General features: G+C 60.8%; 17 protein-coding genes. 5 read left to right on the top strand and 12 right to left on the bottom strand.

All coding sequences use genetic code 11. The annotated features are described in order from the left end of the window. Window positions 1–58: 58 nt before the first annotated feature. From EV679_RS09715 to mltG, 6 genes are all read right to left on the bottom strand, one after another. On the bottom strand, window positions 59–1351 hold the full coding sequence (locus EV679_RS09715; protein WP_301289028.1) for a Glu/Leu/Phe/Val family dehydrogenase: 1293 nt from the start codon (window positions 1349–1351) through the stop codon (window positions 59–61). A gap of 282 nt (window positions 1352–1633) precedes the next feature. Next, the gene (locus EV679_RS09710; RefSeq protein ID WP_130487065.1) at window positions 1634–2398 is read right to left on the bottom strand and encodes an ankyrin repeat domain-containing protein; all 765 of its coding nucleotides are present in this window, start codon (window positions 2396–2398) and stop codon (window positions 1634–1636) included. Window positions 2399–2565: 167 nt separating this feature from the next. Continuing rightward, the gene (locus EV679_RS09705) at window positions 2566–3336 is read right to left on the bottom strand and encodes a TatD family hydrolase (protein ID WP_130487064.1); all 771 of its coding nucleotides are present in this window, start codon (window positions 3334–3336) and stop codon (window positions 2566–2568) included. 19 nt (window positions 3337–3355) lie between these two features. After that, window positions 3356–4420: a DNA polymerase III subunit delta' gene (gene holB, locus EV679_RS09700; RefSeq protein ID WP_130487063.1), complete on the bottom strand. Its 1065-nt coding sequence runs from the start codon at window positions 4418–4420 to the stop codon at window positions 3356–3358. Next, window positions 4411–5040 (bottom strand): dTMP kinase, encoded by a 630-nt coding sequence (gene tmk, locus EV679_RS09695; RefSeq protein WP_130487062.1) that lies wholly within the window; start codon window positions 5038–5040, stop codon window positions 4411–4413. Before tmk ends, holB begins: the two co-directional genes overlap by 10 nt. A 9-nt stretch (window positions 5041–5049) precedes the next feature. After that, window positions 5050–6054 (bottom strand): endolytic transglycosylase MltG, encoded by a 1005-nt coding sequence (gene mltG, locus EV679_RS09690; RefSeq protein WP_130487061.1) that lies wholly within the window; start codon window positions 6052–6054, stop codon window positions 5050–5052. 258 nt (window positions 6055–6312) lie between these two features. Here mltG and ygfZ point away from each other — a divergent pair, with 258 nt between their 5' ends. Beyond that, the gene (ygfZ, locus tag EV679_RS09685) at window positions 6313–7305 is read left to right on the top strand and encodes a CAF17-like 4Fe-4S cluster assembly/insertion protein YgfZ (protein ID WP_130487060.1); all 993 of its coding nucleotides are present in this window, start codon (window positions 6313–6315) and stop codon (window positions 7303–7305) included. 91 nt (window positions 7306–7396) lie between these two features. Here ygfZ and EV679_RS09680 read toward each other — a convergent pair whose 3' ends face one another. Further along, complete coding sequence (locus tag EV679_RS09680; RefSeq protein WP_130487059.1) at window positions 7397–7741, bottom strand: RnfH family protein; 345 nt, start codon at window positions 7739–7741, stop codon at window positions 7397–7399. Continuing rightward, entirely contained in the window at window positions 7734–8171 is a 438-nt protein-coding gene (locus tag EV679_RS09675; RefSeq protein ID WP_068372236.1) for a type II toxin-antitoxin system RatA family toxin, read from the bottom strand. Before EV679_RS09675 ends, EV679_RS09680 begins: the two co-directional genes overlap by 8 nt. A 79-nt stretch (window positions 8172–8250) precedes the next feature. Between EV679_RS09675 and smpB the strand changes: the two genes are divergently transcribed. Continuing rightward, entirely contained in the window at window positions 8251–8724 is a 474-nt protein-coding gene (smpB, locus tag EV679_RS09670) for an SsrA-binding protein SmpB (protein ID WP_068372239.1), read from the top strand. A 208-nt stretch (window positions 8725–8932) separates the two neighbouring features. Here smpB and EV679_RS09665 read toward each other — a convergent pair whose 3' ends face one another. The 3 genes from EV679_RS09665 to EV679_RS09655 all read right to left on the bottom strand — a co-directional run bounded on the left by EV679_RS09665 (window position 8933) and on the right by EV679_RS09655 (window position 10717). After that, window positions 8933–9874, bottom strand: a complete 942-nt coding sequence (locus tag EV679_RS09665) for an SPFH domain-containing protein (RefSeq protein WP_068372242.1) — start codon at window positions 9872–9874, stop codon at window positions 8933–8935. 76 nt (window positions 9875–9950) lie between these two features. After that, on the bottom strand, window positions 9951–10373 hold the full coding sequence (locus EV679_RS09660) for an NfeD family protein (RefSeq protein ID WP_068372245.1): 423 nt from the start codon (window positions 10371–10373) through the stop codon (window positions 9951–9953). A gap of 86 nt (window positions 10374–10459) precedes the next feature. Further along, window positions 10460–10717 (bottom strand): hypothetical protein, encoded by a 258-nt coding sequence (locus tag EV679_RS09655; protein WP_130487058.1) that lies wholly within the window; start codon window positions 10715–10717, stop codon window positions 10460–10462. Window positions 10718–10894: 177 nt separating this feature from the next. On the opposite strand from EV679_RS09655, the gene EV679_RS09650 reads away from it, so the two are divergent. Beyond that, entirely contained in the window at window positions 10895–12955 is a 2061-nt protein-coding gene (locus tag EV679_RS09650) for a TonB-dependent receptor domain-containing protein (RefSeq protein WP_130487057.1), read from the top strand. 238 nt (window positions 12956–13193) lie between these two features. Beyond that, a complete protein-coding gene (locus EV679_RS09645) occupies window positions 13194–14579 on the top strand; it encodes a YncE family protein (RefSeq protein WP_130487056.1) in 1386 nt (461 codons plus the stop codon). 123 nt (window positions 14580–14702) lie between these two features. Here EV679_RS09645 and EV679_RS09640 read toward each other — a convergent pair whose 3' ends face one another. After that, window positions 14703–15353 carry a TetR/AcrR family transcriptional regulator gene (locus tag EV679_RS09640; RefSeq protein WP_130487055.1) on the bottom strand — a complete coding sequence of 217 codons (651 nt, stop codon included), beginning with the start codon at window positions 15351–15353 and terminating at the stop codon, window positions 14703–14705. Between the two features lie 457 nt (window positions 15354–15810). Between EV679_RS09640 and EV679_RS09635 the strand changes: the two genes are divergently transcribed. Further along, on the top strand, window positions 15811–17034 hold the full coding sequence (locus EV679_RS09635; protein WP_130487054.1) for an arabinose transporter: 1224 nt from the start codon (window positions 15811–15813) through the stop codon (window positions 17032–17034). The last annotated feature ends 15 nt before the right edge of the window (window positions 17035–17049 follow it).

Genomic DNA, 17049 nt, shown 5'->3' with positions numbered 1-17049 from the left:
CAGCTTGCTGGCCCGGGGCGGCCGTGAGGCCGGCCCCGGTGCCCGGCTCTAGGCAGGCTTAGGGATACAGGCCGCGCAGCTGGCGTGCTTCAAGAATGCGTGAGCACGCAACGATGAACGCAGCCGTTCGCAGGGATACGCCATGTTCCTGTGCCACACCCGAAATAGACGAATAGGCGGCGCGCATGATGCGCTCGAGCCGCTGGTTGATTTCGTCTTCCGTCCAGAAGAAGCTGGAAAAGTCCTGTACCCATTCGAAGTAGCTGACGGCCACGCCACCGGCATTGGCCAGGACGTCTGGTACAACCTGAATGCCCTTGTCGCGCAGAATGTCGTCCGCTTGCGGGGTGGTCGGGCCATTGGCGCCTTCCACCACGATGCGGGCGCGCACGCCCGGCGCGTTTTCCTCGGTCAGTTGCCCTTCCAGCGCGGCCGGCACCAGGAATTCGGCTTCCAGTGTCCAGAAATCGTCATTGGCAAGGTCTTCACCGCCGGGGAAGCCCGCCACGCCACCATGGGTTTGCACATGCTGGCGCAAGGCCGGTACATCCAGGCCTTTGTCATTGCGTACGCTGCCGGTATGGTCCTGCACGGCGATGACCTTGGCACCGGCTTCCTGGAACAGCTTGGCCGCGATGCCACCCACGTTGCCAAAGCCCTGCACCAGAACGCGCGCGCCTTCCAGCGGCACGCCGAGATCCCGGGCTGCTTCGCAGGCAACCACGAACACGCCGCGGCCGGTAGCTTCGTTGCGGCCCAGGCTGCCACCCAGCGTAATCGGCTTGCCGGTCACCACGCCAGTGGCGGTAGCGCCCTCGTTCATCGAATACGTGTCCATCATCCAGGCCATGACCTGGGCATTGGTATTGACGTCAGGCGCGGGGATGTCCTTGTTCGGCCCGATGATGATGCCGATTTCGCTGGTATAGCGACGTGTCAGTCGTTCCAGTTCGCCCATGCTGAGTTGCCTGGGATCGACACGGATGCCGCCCTTGGCGCCGCCATAAGGCAGGTTGATCGCCGCGTTCTTGACCGACATCCAGGCGGAAAGCGCCATGACTTCAGACAAGGTCACGTCCTGGTGATAACGCACCCCGCCCTTGCCGGGGCCACGGGAGGTGTTGTGCTGGACGCGATAGCCTTCGAAGTGGGCGATTTTGCCGTTGTCCAGTTCAATGGGTACGTCTACAACCAGAATGCGCTTGGGACGCTTCAGGGTTTCCAGCCATCGTGCGAGGTCGCCCAGATAAGGCGCCACGCGGTCTATCTGTTGCAGGTAAATGCCCCAGGGACCGAGGTGATTGGTATCGAGATAAGACGGCAGGTTATGCGTGGGGTGCTGCGCAATCATTCCGGGTGTCTCCGTATTGTCCGGTGATTTACAAAGTTGCGCCCCAAATTCTATTCGAGAATGCAATGCAAAAAATGATTGTCCCTAATTGTTTTTTGGCGCGCCTGCAACAGCAGGTGCAGCATAAATAATATGACCGGCCAACCGGTCTAAATATAGATAATGCTTAATGAAATGAAGGGCCTGCACTCAAGGCAGGTGTATGGCGTCAGGTCGCCACGCTGCCATGTACCGGCCTGCCCCGAATCTGGCGGCCCGTGGCCGCAGCCCCAGACCCTTCAATCAGCGGTTGGCAGGCCGGCGAGCCATCAGGGTACGCAGCTCCTCTGCCATCCGGGTATGCCCCTTGGATTCGGCAAAATCCACGGCATTGCGGCCATCGGTGGTTTGTTGCGCCAGATGAGCACCGGCCTGCAGCAGGCGTTCGACAGCCGGCCGGCTATTGGCCTGTGCCGCCATCATGAGCGGGCTGGTGCCATCCGGCGCCGGCGCATTGACCATGGCGCCGTTGGCCAGCAGCAAGTCCACCGTATCTTCGTGGCCGCCGGCAGCAGCGTAGTGCAGCGCCGTCCAGCCTAGCTTGTTGATCTCGGCACCGCGCCGCAGCAACTGCTCTACCCTGCCAGTCTGCCCCATGAGCGCGGCATACATCAGCACATTCTCGTCCCAGCGGTTGCGGGCTTCCAGGTTGAGCCCAGGGGCTGCAGCCAACACGTCGAATGCATTCCAGGCGCTTTTCCGTACCGCGTACATGACGGACGGCATGCCTTCTTCATTGCGCAAGTTGGGGTCCGCCCCTGCCCGCAATGCGCTGGCGATGGAGGCTGCCCGGTCATTGTCCAGATTTACCCACCAATCCCTGGGCACTGGCACGCGAGTTTCCTTGCTGGCCCAGGCGGCGGCACAGCACAGGCTCAACACGCTCGCCAGGCAGGCGCGGCGGCCCGGCATGAAACGCTGCTGGCCAGTAAGCAGATGCTGCCGGCGGGAGTGCGATGACGGGCTGGCAGTCTGGCGGCGCGATGGCGTGATGATGCGGTTGGTCATGCGGGCTCCCAGTAGTGAATAATCTACTTTAAATAAATCACTTTAAAGAATGCACTTTAAAGAAAACGCTTTATGTATATTATGTAAATATATGATTTTATTGGTATTTTTATTATTTCGGCTTGCGGCCTTGCTGGACGCAAGAAAATCCTATAAATAGATTTAAGTTATCTGGATATCTTATTGAAAAGATTGTAGAAGTTATCTCTGGTTGCCTCGCCTATCAGTGCTGGATCGACATTTCTCAGTGCTGCGATTTTCTCAGCCACGTAACGAACCTTCGACGGGTCGTTGAGCTTGCCCCGGAAGGGAACGGGAGCCAAATAAGGGGAGTCCGTTTCGATCAGAAGACGGTCCAGCGGCACCTTGCTGGCGACATCATGAATGACAGGTGCATTCTTGAAGGTCACGATGCCCGAAATAGAAATATAGAAGCCGAGGTCCAGGGCCTTGCGAGCGTTATCCCAGTCTTCGGTAAAACAGTGCATGACGCCACGGACCTCTCCCCGGCCTTCGCTGGCAATCATGTCAATGGTATCGGCAGCGGATGCGCGGGTATGAATAATCAGGGGTAGATCCGCCTGGCGCGCTGCCTGAATATGATCGCGGAAGCGTTGTTTTTGCCATTCCGGCTGATCTTCACGGCGGTAATAGTCCAGCCCGGTTTCCCCGATGGCGACGACTTTCGGGTGGCGCGCCATGTCAACCAGCATTGCGGGGCTGGCTTCCGGCGTGTCCTCATAATCAGGGTGCACGCCAACGGAGGCCCACAGGCGCGGCGAGGATTCCACCAGCGACAGCATCTCCGGCCAGTCCGGCAGATTCACGCTGACGCAAAGCGCATGGGTTACCTGGTTGGCGTCCATGTCGCTGAAGATCTGCGGCAGGTTGTCCTTGAGTTGCGGAAAATTCAGGTGGCAGTGTGAGTCGATGTACATGATGCGGCAGGCGCGGCGCTCATGCCCGCGTGGAAAGCATGACGCGCTGCAATGCGCTGTGTATGAAAAGTTTCGGGTTGAGCGGATGGGTGGCTAGCGCCTGCTGGCGCTTGAGCCATTGTGCCGTATCACTCAGGCCAATCGGCTCGGCGCGCCTGGCTATGGCGGATATATCGCCCGCCAGGGCGGGAAAATAACGCGGCGGCAGGCCCGCCAGCGCCAGCTGCAAGTCGAAATAATAGCGCTGCAAGCCATCCAGCCACTCCGTAGCGGCAATTTTTTCCAGCATGTCCGCCACGGTGCCGATATCGGCCTGACCGGGCTGGGAAAGCAAGGCGGACAACTGCTGCAGCCAGTCCGGGCATGGGCGTTCGCGGCTGGCGGCCAGCCGCGTGGCCAGCACCGGTGCGCCACCGGCTGCAGCCAGCCAGGCATCGGCGTCGCGCACGCCCTGCGCGTCCATCCAGGCCTGGGTGGTTTCCGGCGCAGGCACCGGCAGCGGCAGCCTGCGGCACCGTGAAACGATGGTCGGCAGGAGTTTATCCGGCGCATCTGCCACCAGCAGGAAGACCGTATTGGCTGGAGGTTCTTCCAGTATCTTCAGTAGCGCGTTGGCCGTAATGTGGTTCAGCGCCTCGGCGGGATACAGTACCGCCACGCGCCAGCCGCCCCGGTGGGTGGCGGTGTTGAACCAGTTGCCCAGGCGCCGTATCTGCTCGGCACGGATTTCACGGGACGGCGCCTTTTTGGCGCTTGCGCCCTCGCCGCCCGCTCCTTCGGCATCTTCTTCGCCTTCGCCCTCTTCCTGTGCCACGCTGTCAGGGCGCAGTAGACGCAGGTCGGGATGATTGCCTGCGGCCACCCAGCCACAGGCCTCGCAGTGCCCGCAGGCCAGGCCTTGCACAGGCTGCTCGCATAACAGGCTGGCTGCTGCCGCCCGGGCGAAGTGGGTTTTGCCTATGCCGGCCAGGCCATGGATCAGCCAGGCATGTGCGAATCGTTCACGTTGCGCCAGCCAATCCATGGCGATTTTTTTCTGCCATGGCAGAAAATCGTAGCCGGACTTGATCGGAGTCACTGCCATGCTTGCAACCGTTCGGCCATGACTGCCGCGACCGAGGCCCGTACAGCTTCGATCGGGCGAGAGGCATCTATGATACGGATACGTCCGGGCGCCGCCGCTGCGCGGCGCAAATAGGCCTGGCGGGTACGCTCGAAAAAGGCTTCGGCTTCCGCCTCGAAACGGTCGGGCTCACGTGCGCCGCTACGCCGGGCGCGCGCCACTTCCAGCGGCACGTCAAACAGCAGTGTCAGGTCGGGCTGAACGCCCTGCTGCACCCAGTCTTCCAGCGTGCCGATCCGGCCATCGTCCAGGCCCCGGCCGCCGCCCTGGTAGGCATACGTGGCATCGGTAAAACGGTCGCACAGCACCCAGGCGCCACGCGCCAGGGCCGGGCTGATGCATTCACGCAGGTGCTCGCAACGCGCGGCGAACATCAACAGCAACTCCGTATCCTGGTGCATGGGCTGGTGCAGCAGCATTTCCCTCAGGTGTTCGCCTGCAGGCGTGCCGCCAGGTTCCCGGGTCACGATCAGTTCCGGGGCATATAGGCGCAGGCTGGCAGCCAGCCATTCGATATGGCTGCTCTTGCCGGCGCCATCCACGCCTTCCAGGGTAATGAAATAGCCTTGCCTAGCGGCCATGAGGTACCTTCAACGATTCAGAATGAAACGGGCGACATTGCGATTATGCTCTGCCAGCGTAGCGGCAAAGGCGCTGCTGCCGTCGCCCCGTGAGACGAAATAGTAATAGCCATGCTCATCCGGCGCCACGGCTGCCCGCAGCGAGGCGCGCCCAGGGCTGGCGATGGGCGTTGGCGGCAGACCACGCCGGGTATAGGTATTCCAGGGCGTATCGGCTTCCAGATCACGCTTGCGGATACGGCCCTGGTAACGGTCACCCATGCCGTAGATCACGGTGGGATCGGTCTGCAGCGGCATGTTCACACGCAAACGGTTGACGAACACCCCGCCGACCTTGCCCCGGTCTTCGTGGTGCCCGGTTTCCTTTTCGATAATGGATGCCAGGATCAGCAGCTCATAGGGGCTCTTGATGGGCAGGCCGGCGCTGCGCTGCGCCCATGCCTGCTCAAGTTCACGGATCTGGGCGCGATAGGCCTGGGCCAGGATATCGAAATCGGTGGTGCCTGGAGAAAAGATATAAGTATCGGGAAAGAACAGGCCTTCAGGCGCCTCGAAATTGCTGCCCAGGCGTTCCAGCAGCTCCTTGTCGCTGACGCCGTCCAGCGTTTGCCGCACATCCGGATGAGCGCGCAGCGCGGCGCGAATCTGCGCATAGTTCCAACCTTCGACAAAGGTAAGCTGGCGCTGGCTCATCACGCCACCGGCCAGCCGCTCCAGCAGCGTTAGCGGTGTGTCACCGCGCAGTGCCTCATAGCCTCCGGCCTTGATGCGCACGTCATCGCCGCGATAGCGGGCCAGCCAGGCGAAGGCGCGCGGGTCTATTTCCACCCCCTGCTCCTGCAATGTCATGGCAATGGCTCTGGGCGTACTGCCCGGCGAGACGACAAAATCCGTTTTGTCCTGCTGCATCGTTATCGGGTGTGTCGTCCAGTACCAGGCCGTACCGCCGGCCAAGGCCGCCAGCAGCACCGCTGGCAAGAGCACCCAGAGAAGAAACAGACGCAGGTATTTCATAGCAAGAAGAGTGTAATGGATGATGCCGCGCAGCGCAGGCGCAAGCCACGGCGGCGCAGACAAGGTAGGGCACGGCGAGGCGACGATGGTACACGTAAAACGTTATGATGAAGCCGATATTCGCCCATTGGGCGAGTACTCGCCTGGAACGCCTGCGCAAGGCCGCGAAACATTGCGGGCGGGCATGGCGCCCGCAGCCTTGCGGCAATGCCTGCAGGCCGTTCCAGGCCATGTTTCATTGCACCGGATTTGACCAGAATGACGACCATAGATTCCCCGACCGGTACCAGCCCTGCCTTGCTGTCCCTGGCTCTGTTGCCTGAGTTTTCCGTGTTTCGCGCCAGCGGCGCCGATGCAGCCAGCTTTTTGCATGGACAACTGACCCAGGATATCGAACACCTGGGGCCGACAGACGCCCGGCTGGCCGGCTATTGCAGCCCCAAGGGGCGCCTGTTGGCTACCGTGCTGGCCTGGCGCGACAGCGCGCCTGCCGGCGATGGCGAGCCTGCCTCCGGCAACGGCGATATCCTGCTGCTGGCACGCGCCGATGCCGCGGAGGCCCTGACACGCCGCCTCGCCATGTTCATTTTGCGCGCCAAGGCGAAAATCAGCCTTGCCCAGCAGGTCGTTTATGGCGCGAGCATCCCTGCCGGGCACGAGGCCATCGCCGAGGCAGCCGCTGGCGGCAGCCTGCCACACCAACCCTGGCACAAGGCTCATTTGCCCAGCGGGACATGGATTGCCCTGCCCCCGGCCGACGGACTCGTGCAATGGTTTTTCCTGCCGACCAGTACGGAATTGCCTGCCGGCGCGCATGCGGGCCGGCCCGAGGATTGGCAGCGCGCCCATCTGGCTGCCGGCATTCCCTGGATTGGCGGCGTAACGGCAGACTTGTTCGTGCCGCAGAACGTCAATTTCGATTGCATAGGCGGGATTAACTTCCGCAAGGGTTGCTATCCCGGCCAGGAAGTGGTGGCACGCAGCCACTATCGCGGCACGCTCAAGCGCCGCATGGGCTTTGGTACCCTCCCGGATGCGCCCGAGCTGATCGCGGACCCTGGCGCTGATGTGTTTGCTCCCGAGCGGCCGCAAGAGCCCGCTGGCCGCATCGTGGCCAGCGCTCCTGGTGTTGTCTTGCTCGAGGCACCACTGGATACACTGGCAGCCGGAAAATTGCGCTACGGCGCCGTAGACGGGCCGGTGATTGCCGTGGGAAGCCTGCCCTATCCTCTGGAAAAGCCGGAAAACTGATTGATTGCCGGCAGCCGTGCCCTGGCTGCCGGCAATTTGCACGGCCATCTGGCATCGACAACACCCGGATGACTGGAGAAGACATACAGGATCAGGCGTGCCGGCGACGGCGGTGCTGCATGCCGGGCATGCCCTGGGCCTTGAGTTCCGCGCGGCGGCGGCGTGATTCCATGGGATCAAAGACCAGCGGCCGGTAGATTTCCACTCGGTCGCCGTCGTGCAGAAGCGTTTCCAGTGTGCAGCGCTTGCCGAAAATACCCAGGTCCAGCGCATCGATGCCCTGGCCTGGCGCCCGCCCCTCATATTCGATGGCCAGCAGTGCATCCCTCACCGTGGCGCCAGGCGCCAACCAGCACTCTTCCTGCCAGGCATGCCCGGCCTCGGCATAGCAGACCAGTACCCTCAAGTCCGCAGCGGCCAGGCCCGTCTCAGCCATTGCCGTAACAGGCTTGCGCCCGTTTGGTGAAGGAGTCGATAAAGCTAGACGCAATGCGGTTGAACACGGGGCCGACCACCGCCTCCAGCGCACGGCTGGAAAATGCGTAATCCAGCGTGAACAGCACTTTGCAGGCATCCTCGCCCAGCGGCAGGAACTCCCAGCGGCCCGTCAGTGCGGAGAACGGACCATCAACCAATTGCAAAGTGATACTGCGCGGATAATCATGCGTGTTCTGCGTGGTGAACTTCTGCCGCAACCCGGCGAATGAGATCGTCACCGAGGCACGCATACCGTGTTCATCGCTTTGCAGCACCTCTGTTGCCCCACACCAGGGCATGAATTCGGGATAGCGGGCGACATCCGCGACCAGGTCGAACATCTGTTCAGGGCGGTGCGGGACCAGGACGGAGCGTTGTACTTTATGCATTACCTGTCGCAAATAGATAGAATAGATGGATTTTAACGGTTCGGGCGACGCCGGTTAAACAAAACCGGCCCAGGCATCTATGAGCATCATCGACAATCGCAAAGCATTCCATGATTATTTCATCGAAGACCGCTTTGAAGCCGGGCTGGTCCTGCAGGGGTGGGAAGTCAAGGCAATACGCGCAGGACGCGCACAACTGAAGGAAAGCTACGTCGTCGTGTTGAACGGCGAAATATGGCTGCTGGGCATGCACATCAGCCCTCTTTCCACGGTGTCCACGCATATCCACCCCGACGCCACGCGCACGCGCAAGCTGCTGCTGAAAAAGGAAGAAATCGACAAACTGATCGGCAAGGTCGAGCAACGGGGCTATGCGCTGGTTCCGCTGAACCTGCACTATGCCAAGGGCCGCATCAAGCTGGAAATCGGCCTGGGCCGAGGCAAGAAACTGCATGACAAGCGCGACACCCTGCGCGACAAGGATTGGCAGCGCGAACGTGAACGTGTCATGAAGCACGATACCCGCAATCGCGCCGGTCGTTCGGACGGTTGACGCCACTACTGAACGGAACGCGGGTCGTGCGCCCGCAGCCAGCGCGACGAAAAAATGGCTGGTACGGCAATGCCGTACCAGCCATTTTGCTTGGGCTATCAGGACACCCGGACAGCAGCGCCCAGTTCCCTGATGCTTGCTTGCCGACCTAGCAGGCAGCCGGCAAGCGGTGGCGCCAAACGCGCCGGCCTATATTCCAGCCAATGCTTCAGGCGTCGGTGTTTTTCACACCTTTGACCACCGACAGTGCAGATGCCACCAGGCCTCCCATGTCTGCCATATTGGACGGCAGGATGAGCGTATTGCCCTTCTTGGCCAGTTCGCCAAAGGCATCCACGTAGCGTTCGGCCACTTTCAGGTTCACGGCTTCCTGCCCGCCGGGCTGACGGACAGCCTGCGCAACCTGGGTAATGGCCGAGGCAGTCGCTTCAGCAATAGCCAGGACTGCAGCGGCTTCCCCTTGCGCCTTGTTGATCTGGGCCTGCTTTTCGCCTTCGGAACGGGCGATGAAGGCTTCACGTTCACCGGTAGCGATATTGATCTGTTCCTGGCGGCGGCCTTCGGAGGCAGCGATCAGCGCGCGCTTGTCGCGTTCCGCGGTGATCTGCGCCTGCATGGCGCGCAGGATTTCGTTGGGCGGCGTGAGATCCTTGATTTCATAGCGCAGGACCTTGACCCCCCAGTTCAGGGCGGCTTCATCCAGCGCAGAAACCACAGTGCTGTTGATGATCTCGCGTTCCTCGAAGGTACGGTCCAGCTCCATCTTGCCGATGACGGAACGCAGCGTCGTCTGCGCCAGCTGGGTGATGGCGAGAATGTAGTTGGAAGCGCCGTAGGACGCCCGCATCGGGTCCGTGACCTGGAAATACAGCACACCATCGACCTGCAGCTGGGTATTGTCGCGCGTGATGCAAACCTGGCTGGGGACGTCCAGCGGGATTTCCTTGAGCAGGTGCTTGTAGGCCACGCGTTCGATGAAGGGGATGACGAAGCCCGCGCCGGGCGTCAGCACCCGGTCAAACTTACCCAGGCGTTCGACCACCCAGGCATTTTGCTGCGGCACGATGGCAACGGCCTTGAAGAGGATCAGCAGCACCAGCACTGCCAGGATGATGAAAAACAGCGAAGAGTCGCTCAGGTTCCACTGCATGATTCCGTCCAGCCTTTCAAAACGGGTTTGGAGAAAAGTCGCCTGGCAACAATCAGAGCCGGTGGGCGATGGGGCTTCAGGTCAGCGCCGCGAGCACGAGACGGGTACCGTCCACTGCCACGATGCGATGCGAACCTGACACGAGGGGTGCGGATGCATCGACCGGGACGGCATCCCATTGCGCACCGCGATGAGTGACACGGGAAGTCCCTTGCGGGCTCCAGCTGCCAACTTCGACAATCTGGCCTATGTCCAGATTGAGGTTGATGCTGCGGGCCGGGTCCCCCCGCTTGCGGCGCAGAATGCCGAAGCGGCGCAGAACCATCAGGCCAGCCAGGGAAACCAGCGCGAACGTCAGCAATTGCCATGCGAATCCGGCGCCAAGCAGCGTGACCAGGCCAGCCCCCAAAAGGCCCAATGTGGCCAGCAGCAAATAGAAGGTGCCGGACATTACCTCGCCGATCAAGGTCAACGCGGCCAACCCGAACCAATACCACATGGTGTGCTCCTCAAACTTCCGCAACAGACGGCGCTTGCAGGCGTGTGCCTGCTCAGGCAGCCAATCGCGGCGAAAGAAGCCCTATTTTATCGTGAAGAAACACGGATCATGCGCAAGCCTTCCAAAACCGGGAAGACCGCCAGCTTGCCGAGGCCCGCGCCGGAAGAACCACAGCGAAACAGGCCGGCAAAGGTGCTTAAGGCTCTGTCCAGCCTTGCTTTGCCCTGCCGGATGCAAGGCCTTTCGCCGGCGTGCTGACTTAGTCCTTTGAAATCAAATACTTTAGAAAATAAAGAATTTTGAATGACGCAAATGATAATAATTATTTGTCTTTTTGCTGCCACAAAAAGGAAAAGTTCCGGCTAGTTTTCCAAAGTAGTCCAAAGATAAATGGTTCTTTCATGGTGCGACTAGGAACTATCTGAAACAGAACTTAAGATGCGAATCGTTTCTCTTAACGAAACTGCATTACCAACAAGTATCCCGCAACATCTAAAGATATCTACAGGACACACCCAGCAATGCCTATCCAGCGGAACAGTCTGCGTCTCGCACCGACATACTTGGCCATTTGCGCCGCACTCGCCAGCACGGCGGCCTCTGCCCAGCAAACTGACGAGAATAACGCCCCTGCCATTGAAGAAGGTGTGGCACAGCTCAGTCAGATCGTTGTGACTGCTACCGGGTCGGGCGTGGATGTGCGCGATGCCCCGGCCAGCATTACCGTCATTACCCGCGAGGATATCGAACGGCAACCGGTCTATGACCTCAACCAGCTGCTGCGCCGTGTACCGGGCGTCAGCGGCGGCCTGAACAGCTATGGTCCGCAATCCAAGATCAGCATCCGTGGCCTACCGGAACAGTACACGCTGATCCTGGTCGATGGCAAACGCATGGGACGTTCGGCCGATACCAATTATCGTGCCGATCTCGGCCGCCAGGATTTGAACTGGCTGACGCCCGACATGATCGAACGTATCGAAGTTGTACGTGGACCGATGTCTTCCCTGTATGGTTCCGATGCCATGGGCGGTGTGATCAACATTATTACGCGCAAGATCGCTCCGGTCTGGGGCGGACAGGTTACGACCAACTACACCCGGCCGGGAGATTCCGACCGCGGCGACAGCTTCCAGGCAGGCTTCATGATTTCCGGCCCGGTCACCGACAAGGTTGGCCTGCGCCTGACAGGAGGCATCGACAAGGTGGACCCGGATGAGGTCGACCTGAAGGACGGCTATGCGGACGGTTCCGGCGGCGTGAAAGACGAGAACCTCGATGCCAAGCTGACTTGGGCCCTGACCAGTCACCAAGATCTGACTGTCGAAGTCGGCTATGGCTTGCAACGCCGCAAAAATCCTTCGTCACTCGACGAGGATGGCAAAAACCAGGAATCCTGGGGCCCCGAGCGCCTGCGGCGCAACAGTTATGCCATTGCTCATGAAGGACGCTGGGGCTTCGGTACTTCCAAGGTGCGTGTGTACCAGAACAAGTACGATAGCCACATTGTCAATGGAGAGCAAAGCTCGGAAGAAACCATTGCTGATGCAAGTCTGGATATGCCGTTCACGCTGGGCGTGAAGCAGATGCTGACGGTCGGCGGGCAGTGGAAGCACGAAAAGCTGGTGAATACGGACACTATCGGTGTATCCGGCCTGCCTATCGACGTGGATGGCAATCCGATGAGCGACAGCCCCAAGGTATCGGGCAACACCAGCGCCCTCTTCCTCGAAGACCAATTGACGCTGCGCGAGAACCTGTTGCTGACGCTGGGCCTGCGTGCTGACCATCACAAGGATTACGGCACTCACTACAGCCCCAGGGGCTACCTGGTCTGGCACCCGGTTTCCGACTGGACGATCCGTGGTGGCGTGTCGCGTGGCTTCCGCGCGCCCAGCTTCAAGGAAAACTCGCCCGGCGCAACCACCTGGTCGCGCGGACGCGGTTGTAGCAGCCTGATTCCTCTCGGTTATACGACTGGGGGGTGCTACATGGCCGGCAACCCCGACCTGAAACCGGAAACCAGCACCAGTTCGGAAATCGGCTTCGAGTATGACACGGCCCGCCTGGGTGCCGGACTGACCTACTTCCATACCAATTTCCGCAACAAGATCCAGTATGAAGCATTGGGCAAGTACTACGATATCTGGTGGACGCGCCAGGCCAATATCGAGCGCGCCCGCACGCAGGGCCTGGAAGGGTCACTGCGCGTGGCGCTGACCAAGGATCTCGAGTGGAACACGACCGGTACCTACATGATCGAGGCGAAAAACCTGACGACGGACGAAACCCTGATCGACACGCCCAAGCTGTCCATGTATTCCGCCCTGGACTGGTTTGCCACGGAATCCCTGAGCCTGCGTCTGGCAGCGAACTTTACCGGCAAGCAGTTGGGCGCCAAGGATACCTTCGTCAAGGCCTATACCACGGCAGATCTGTCGGCCAACTACACTGTCGCTGACAACATCACTTTGCGCGCCGGCGTGACCAACCTGTTCAACAAGCATGTGGATAGCGATAGCGGCTATGGTTATTACATTCCACGCCGCGAATTCTTCGTCGGCATGACGGCACGTTTCTAATTCCAGCGGAATCCTGGACGCCGTCTTTTGCCCTCGCCTGACGGAAAGACACCCAGCACTGGCGCAAGGTGTCTTTCCCGATAGTGGCCAGCACGCGCAACCGTGCTGGCCGTCAGCCTTTTAATGGTATCCCTTCCATGCCTGGTTTTCTTTCCTGTTGTTGGTACGTGTGCAGCCTCGCCTGCTCGGGCGACCACGCAAACCATCCCCTACTTCTTCAGACTTAAAGGTAAGAGACATGACTGCTAGCTCTCCTTGCGCCGCACGGCGCTGGCGCATTTCCTGCTTCGCCCTGGCCTTGATGTGCGCCATGCCGGTTGCTGGCGCCGCCTCGGTGTTCAGCCAGCCCGATGCCGATTTCAAGGGCCGGCTCTGGGCCAAGGATGTTGTCGTTCCTGGCGGAAAAGCAGTGTTGGAGGGATTTTCTTTCGTGCCTGGACAGAAAATCACGCTGACACGCGGGCAGACGGTACTGAATCCCAAGACGCCGTACCAGGCCAATGAGAAAGGTGAATTCGAAGCCAGCATAGACATCCCGGCCGATGCTGCACCGGGCATTCATGCCATCGTCGTGAATGCCAGCGAGCCCAACGCCACTGCACTGCATAATCTGAAAATCTCGCCTGTCCTGCCGCTCAGTGGCGCCGACAAATTCCAGGTGGATAGCCAGAAGTTGGTGCCTGGCCTCTACCAGGTCGTATTCAGCCCGGCCAACAATGCCTTGTATGTCACCTCGGCGGTCGGGCGCCCGCCAGTCAAGGCTTCCAAACTGCTGAAGATCAACCCCGAGACGCTGGCCATTGAGGCGCAGGTCGATGCCCTGCCCGTCGCGGGCCGGGATGACGGCCATCTTTACGCCGTGTATGGCGTAGGCGTCGACGAGGCCAACGGCAACGTGTGGACCACCAATACGCGTGACAATACCGTTGCGGTGTATCGCGCCAGCGACCTCAAGCTGGTCAAGCAATTCGAACCGGGCGTGCTGCCCCACGGCCGCGATATCGTGGTGGACACTGCGCGCGGCAAGGTCTTTGCCTCCGGTTCGGGGCAAATCGCCGTATTCGATGCCAAGACCCTGGCGCCACTGGCCACCATAGAGCCGCAAAGCAAGGTGCGCGGCGAAGACTTCGCCCCGGCCAGCCTGGCGCTGGATGCCGCCAACGGCAAGCTCTATACCGTCAGCATGAGCACGCCCGAGGCCGCCGTCATCGACACGGCCAGCGGCACGGTGGACCGCATCATCGACATCCCCGGCGCCCGCTCGGCGATCGGTGTGGCAGTGAACCCGCAAGGCCAGCGCCTGTACGTCACGGCGCAAGGCAGCGATAACCTTCTGATCGTGGATCTGCGCGACGGCAAGGTGCTGCACGACGTCAAAACGGGCGCAGGTCCGCTCAACGTCAGCTACGACGCAGTCAGCGGCCTGGCCTATGTCGCCAACCGCGGCGCCGGCAGCATTAGCGTAGTCGATGCAGATGGCAAGATCGTCGCCAACCTCGATGGCGGCACCTATCCCAACCACCTGGGTACGGATGGCAAGGGACATGTGTTTGTCGTGAACAAGTCCAAGGGCGCCGAAGACCCCAACGGCGATCACATCCGCCGCGTGTCGCCCAAGCGTTGAGTGACCGCCTGCTGGCCTGCCCAAGCTTCGGGCCAGCCTTTCTCGGAAGCCAAAGGCAGCCTGGCACTAGCCATGTCCGCCGGGGTGGCCTGCCACATTGATGGCAGATCGCCCCGGCATTTTTCATGCCGGGGCCGGGCCTGCGTAGCGGGATGCGAGCGCATCCATGTAGGCAATGAACATATCCGCCATGGCCTCCGCATAGCGCAAGGTTTCTTCCTGGCTGCGAGGCGATTCGGAATAGCGCTTGCCGGCCGACGTCAGTGTCAGGCGCAGAATCTCCGCCGCCGTATCCTGCGCTTCGGCAGGGACATTCGCCGGCAAGGCATCCTTTACATATTGCCGGATGATCTCCCGGCCCGAATGGCGGAACTTGCTGGTTTCCTGGGTATCGCGATATAGCGGCGCCGCGTCGCTGAGCGCCACCCGCATTGCGGCCTCTTCACACTCGGAGCGGAAGAAAACACGCACCAGTTCCCGGATGCGTTCATGCGGCAGCTTGCTGGCGTCTTCGACGATTCCTCGCATCATGCTGCTGGTACGCTGCCATTCATCCACCTGCAGGCGAAACAGGATGGCCGCCTTGTTAGGAAAATACTGGTAGAGCGAACCCACGCTGACGCCCGCACGCTCGGCGACCCTGGCAGTCGTGAACCGAGTGGCGCCCACTTCGGCCAGAACCTGGGCTGCCGCCTCCAGAATGGCCGCGACCAAGCCTTCCGACCTGGCCTGGCGGGGCTTTTTCCTGGGATTCAGAGGCAGGCTGGAAGCCATGGCAGATCACCCTAGCGCGCAATGCGCGATGCAGATAGACAGAAGATGGACGCATTCTATCGGCTGCCAGCAAGCACGCCTAGACGCTGTTTCAACGCCATGCAACGTCCTGGCGATGATGCGTTCCCGCAATCTGCCAATCGGTATGCGGCGCAGTGCGGCGTATGCCATGCCAGGTGGTTTCTGAGTACATATGTGAACATCAAAGGCATCCGAGTGATGCAATAAATCGCCGCCAAAGGATATTTGCGCTGATTTATGCCGTGAAGGCTACCTTTTGGCCATGGTTTTGCGTCCATTCAATACATTGTTCGCAAGCCAAAAATGCGAACCCGCATGCGAATAGAAAATTCCAAGGCCAGGCCGTATTCTGAATGCGACGAATCATTCGTGTTTTCGTCGCATTCCACGTGCGCCCCTAGGCGTACTGGCCCATTTTTCCATACAGGTTGCTTTCATGCATAAACAAAATACTGGGGGCAAAGTGTCCCCAGCAACAGGTGGCCGCCAGGCTGACAATGTGTTCCTTGTCCTGCTGCCGATCACTTTCGCAGTCTTCATCAGTTTCTTCAATATGGGCATGCAGCTGGCGGTTTTGCCGCTGCACCTGCACGACCGCCTGGGCATGGGCCCGCTGGTCATAGGCATAGTGGTGGGGGCGCAGTTCGTCGGCGCCTTGCTGTCCCGGCCGTGGGCCGGGAATCATGCCGATGTGCAAGGCACCGGCCGCGCCGTCACCCTGGGCTTCCTGGTCGCCTCGGCCTCCGGCGTGGCCTACCTGCTATCCATGCTGTGCATCGATGCACCCGTGGCCTCGACCTTGCTGGTCCTGGTTGGGCGCGTCATGCTGGCCGTCGGTGAAAGCCTGATCGTGACTGGCGCCCTGGGTTGGGGGATTGCCCTGGTCGGTGCCGGTAGCGCCGGCAAGGTCATGGCCTGGACCGGCATGGCCATGTTCGCCGCCTATGCGCTGGGCGCGCCCGCAGGCGGCTGGGTGTATGCCCGCCAGGGGTTTACCGGCATAGGCGTGGCGACCATACTGCTGCCGCTGCTGGCTCTGGCTTGCATCGCCCGCATGAGGCAGGTGCCCCCTTCGGCCACGCGCCGCGCATCGTTCTACAAGGTGTTGGGGACAGTCTGGCTGCCCGGCCTGGGGCTGGCGCTGTGCAGCATCGGTTTCGGCGTGATTACTGCCTTTATCGCGCTGCTGTTTGCGAGCAAGGGCTGGGATAATGCTCCGCTGGCATTTACCGCTTTCGGTGTCGCCTTCATCGTGGCGCGCATCTTCTTCGGGCACTTGCCGGATCGCATCGGCGGCGCCTGGGTGGCCCTGGTATGCGTCATTGTGGAGATGGTCGGCCAGATCATGATCTGGATGGCGGATTCCGCAGGAATGGCATATTTCGGCGCGGCGCTGAGCGGCTTCGGTTACTCGCTGGCGTTTCCCGGCTTTGGCGTGGAAGCTGTCCGCCGCGCCCCGCCGCAGAGCCGCAGCCTGGCCATGGGCGCGTATGTGGCGTGCCTGGATATTTCCATGGGCATTACCAGTCCCCTGGCAGGCCTGGTTGCACGCAATTGGGGAATGTCGGCGGTTTACCTGGCATCGTCTGTCCTGGTCGGCGCATCGGTACTGGTAGCCTTCGCGCTGCTGGGCACGCGTCCGGCAGCGCAGCAACCCTGAACGTCGCCTACATCA

Source organism: Kerstersia gyiorum (genome assembly GCF_004216755.1).
In the GTDB taxonomy this organism is placed as follows: domain Bacteria; phylum Pseudomonadota; class Gammaproteobacteria; order Burkholderiales; family Burkholderiaceae_B; genus Kerstersia; species Kerstersia gyiorum.
This window is presented reverse-complemented; position numbering and strand designations above follow the sequence as displayed.